The 3,821-nt window shown below is 64.6% G+C and carries 4 protein-coding genes; 1 reads left to right on the top strand and 3 read right to left on the bottom strand.

Annotated features, from left to right (window positions below):
- The 3 genes from EOA23_RS32490 to EOA23_RS32480 form a co-directional block, all read right to left on the bottom strand.
- On the bottom strand, window positions 1–774 hold a 774-nt coding region (locus EOA23_RS32490; protein WP_127307082.1), incomplete at its 3' end, for a TIGR01620 family protein.
- Complete coding sequence (locus tag EOA23_RS32485) at window positions 771–2,243, bottom strand: YcjX family protein (protein WP_127307081.1); 1,473 nt, start codon at window positions 2,241–2,243, stop codon at window positions 771–773. The genes EOA23_RS32490 and EOA23_RS32485, both read right to left, overlap by 4 nt.
- A 63-nt stretch (window positions 2,244–2,306) precedes the next feature.
- The gene (locus tag EOA23_RS32480; protein WP_127307080.1) at window positions 2,307–2,810 is read right to left on the bottom strand and encodes a histidine phosphatase family protein; all 504 of its coding nucleotides are present in this window, start codon (window positions 2,808–2,810) and stop codon (window positions 2,307–2,309) included.
- A gap of 249 nt (window positions 2,811–3,059) precedes the next feature.
- On the opposite strand from EOA23_RS32480, the gene dksA reads away from it, so the two are divergent.
- Window positions 3,060–3,476 (top strand): RNA polymerase-binding protein DksA, encoded by a 417-nt coding sequence (dksA, locus tag EOA23_RS32475; RefSeq protein WP_040972254.1) that lies wholly within the window; start codon window positions 3,060–3,062, stop codon window positions 3,474–3,476.
- The last annotated feature ends 345 nt before the right edge of the window (window positions 3,477–3,821 follow it).

Here is a 3,821-nt window from a genome sequence, read left to right as displayed (position 1 = left end):
GCCATAAAGCTCGGATAGCCGCCGGATCAGGCGGCCCGCCTCGAACACGACATAGGCGATGTCGACCAGCGCGCGCGGGCTGACCGCTGTGATCAGGGAGACGCGCTTGGCGGCCTCAAGGATCATGATTTTGGCGCGGGCATCGAGAGGCGACAGGATCTCGGTCTCGGCGAGCCGCACCAGATTGGCGCCGTCGATGATCTCGCCGCGCAATTCGGCGAGCGAACGGCGCCCGGCGGCGGTCTCGGGTTTTGCGGCGACGAAGGCCGAGAGCTCATCAACGAGAGCGCGCGCGGCCTTGGGATCGTCGCGCGCCACGGCATCCAGGGCCCGCTTCTGCATCTTCTCGACTTCGGCAAGGCGAGCAATGGCAAGAAATTCGCGGATAAGGATGACGAGCAGCGAGAGCAGCGCGATTCCCGCCATGCCGGCCGCCAGCCAGCCGAGCCATTCGGCGCGCGCGAACAGGTCGCGGATCAGCTGGTCGGCCCAGAGGCCGACCGCCAGCGAGACGAGCACGCCGAGCGCGCCGAAGAACAGCCGTGCGAGCAGCGAACGCTTACGCGGCGCTGTCGCCGGCGGCGGGGCCGCTGCCTCGATATCCGGCTCGTCGAAGACGTCGACCTCCGAGGGGATCACAACCGCCACGTCGGCCCGCGCGGCGCGCGGCCTGCGCGCCGGCTGCTCCGCGGCGACGCGGCGCTGCGTGACTTGCGACTTCGGCTCGGTCTCAGGCTCGATGCGGAAGGCCGCCGGTTTGCGGGGCGCGGTCATGCCAGATGATCTCCGATCAGGAACTGCAGCGCGCGGTCGAGCCGGATATGCGGCAAGGACAGCGTGACGCCTTCGGCGGTACGCTCGAGCTTCGGCGGGCGGAAACGCACGAAGCGGATCGCCGGCTCGGCGTTGTCAGGCGATGATCCGGACCTGTCGAACACCGCATCCACCTTTTCCGGCAAATCGCCCGGGAATATGGCGGTTTCGGTCTTTCCGTCGAACGTCTCGCCGTTGATCGTCTCGCCTTTCAGCGGCGTACCGATGATGACCGGCAGCGTCTCGCGATCTTGCTTCACCGACCCTTCGCGGGTCGAGCGGACCGCGGCCATGGCGACGACATCGACGGCGGCGCCGCTGAAGTTCGCCCGCGCCACGGCGCGGTCGGTCAGCCGGCGTACGATCGCCTGCAGCCGGTCGTGGCTTTCGTGGTGCAGATGGTCTGCCTTGGTCGCGGCGACCAGGATGCGGTCGATGCGACGCGAGAAGAAATCGGTGAGGAAATTGCCGCGTCCGGGCCGGAAGCAGGACAGGATCTCGGTGACGGCGCGTTCCAGATCCGCCATGGCGGCCGGACCGGCATTGAGCGCCTGCATGGCGTCGATCAGCACGATCTGCCGGTCCAGGCGGGTGATGTGCTCGCGAAAGAACGGTTTGACGACATGCGTTTTGTAGGCCTCGTAGCGGCGCTCCATCATCGCCTGCAGCGATCCGGAGCGCGGCCGGCCCTGGGACAGCGTCATCACCGGCGCGAAGGTGAGCGCCGGCGAGCCTTCGAGGTCGCCCGGCATCAGGAAGCGGCCGGGCGGCAGCGTCGACAGGGCGCGTTCGTCGAGCTTGCAGGCCTTGAGATAGGCGGCAAAGCTCTCGGCCAGGCGCCGCGCCGTCATCTCGTCGGCATCGGCATCGGGATTGACTGTGGAAGCCATCTCGCGCCAGGCCTGAGACAGGTCGGAGCGGACGGGCAGGGCGGCCAGCTCGACCGCCTCGCGCGAAAAATCGGCGAAGGACTTGCCGAGCAGCGGCAGGTCGAGCAGCCATTCGCCGGGATAGTCGACGATGTCGATCGATAGGTTCCCGGCTGAGAACAACCGGTTCCAGCCGGAAGCCGACTCATATTCGATGGTGAGCCGCAGTTCCGAGATGGCGCGCGTGGAGTCCGGCCAGACGCGGTCGTTCACCAAGGCCGCGACATGGTCCTCGTACTGGAAACGCGGAACGGCATCGTCCGGCTGCTCCTCGAGGAAGGCGCGGGCGATGCGGCCGGATTTCTGCGCTTCGAAGAGCGGCAGGCGTCCGCCATGGATGAGGTTGTGGACGAGGGCGGAGATGAACACCGTCTTGCCGGCGCGGGAAAGGCCGGTGACGCCAAGACGCAATGAGGGGGAGAAGAGCCCGGCGGCCCGGCCCGACAGCGTGTCGAGCGCAATCCTTGCCTCGTCGGTGAAAGTGGTCAGCGATGATGCCAAATCAGGCCTCTGGTTGCGCGTCCGCGCCCGATATAGGCGCTGGACCTGGCGTTTGAAATGGCCTCAGAGGTCGGCCGGCGTGAGAAAGGCTTCGAGGTAGCCGCTGCCTTGCGCCGCATCGGCAAGATTGCCGGGAAAGCGCACCACGGCGAGGCCGGAGGTCGGAAAACCGTGCTTCATCATGCCGCGCGCCGCCTCGTCGCCGTCGCCCGACACCGCCATAGCCAGATCCTCGGTCATGGGATTGTGGCCGATCACCAGAAGCTGTTCGGCGCCGGCATTCTTGCGGATGATGTCGAGATAGCCGGCCGCATCCTCGCTGTAGAGCGTGTCGAAGAACAGCACCCGGCCGGTGTCGGTGCGCCCCGCCAGGCCTTCCAGCGTCTGCCTTGCCCGTTTGGCGTTGGAGCAAAGCGTGACATCCGGCACGTAGTTGCGGGCCCGCATGGCCTCTCCCATCGCTTCGGCATCGGCCATGCCCGATTCGTCGAGCGGGCGGTCGAAATCGCGCACGCCGGGCAGCGCCCAGCCGGCCTTGGCATGCCGCAACAGATAAAGTCTGCTCAACCGTCCCCCCCATGGCGCTGCCTGACAGGCAAAGCGCGATTAGTCACCAGAACCGCGTCATGCACAATGGCCGGCGCGAGCACCTGCAACGAATCATATGCGAATTCGTTTTATGCCGTTGAAACAACGTCGTTGCCGGAGCTGCCGATGCGAGACTAACAATTGCGTGAAACTGTCGTCGATACCGCTTGTGCAGGCTCTTGTCCCCGAATATATAGGCGCCAAATTTGGGGTTGTTGGGTGAGTCGAATGAACGACATCGTTACCGCCGATTACGTACCCTCCGAAGACGAGCCGTTCATGAACGAACGGCAAAAATCGTACTTCCGCCAAAAGCTTATCACCTGGAAGAACGACATTCTGCGCGAAGCGCGCGAAACCCTAGAAATCCTGCAGCAGGAAAACGCCAACCACCCGGATCTTGCCGACCGCGCCTCCTCGGAAACAGACCGCGCCATCGAATTGCGCGCCCGCGATCGCCAGCGCAAGCTCATCTCGAAAATCGACTCCGCGCTCCAGCGCATCGACGAAGGCACCTACGGCTATTGCGAGGAAACCGGGGAGCCGATCGCGCTGAAGCGGCTCGACGCGCGTCCGATCGCGACGTTGTCGATCGAAGCGCAGGAACGCCACGAGCGCCGCGAGAAGGTTTATCGCGACGACTGACGCGAGCTGAAAGCAAAAACGTCAAAAATGGCCGGTTTTCCGGCCATTTTTGTTTTCAGCTCCTGAGCTGCGGAGAGTTCGCGCGTTCCGGCAAGCTGCCGCTAAAGCGCGTCGCGTTCCTTTCAGATTCGCTTCATGCGCTTTAGGTTTTGATTTTACGCATGTCTTTATCCCGAAACCGGTTCCCACTTTCGGGAGACATGCTGTAGGTCAGCGCTTGTGGTTGCCCAGTTCGCCAAGCAGCTTGGCCATCTCATCATCGAGCGAGGGCTTGGGTGCGGGTTTGCTTGGCGCTGCCGGCTGGGAGTGCGTCTCGTCGAGAGAGGTCTCGAGCTCGTGCATCAA

It is taken from the genome of Mesorhizobium sp. M2A.F.Ca.ET.042.01.1.1 (genome assembly GCF_003997405.1).
Classification (GTDB): domain Bacteria; phylum Pseudomonadota; class Alphaproteobacteria; order Rhizobiales; family Rhizobiaceae; genus Mesorhizobium.
The sequence above is the reverse complement of the archived record's forward strand: the minus strand, read 5'-3'. Positions and strand labels throughout refer to the sequence as shown.

What these genes read in the sequence shown, in the direction of transcription:
- dksA (WP_040972254.1), top strand. Translation starts at nt 3,060, where the DNA reads ATGAACGACATCGTTACCGCCGATTACGTACCCTCCGAAGACGAGCCG.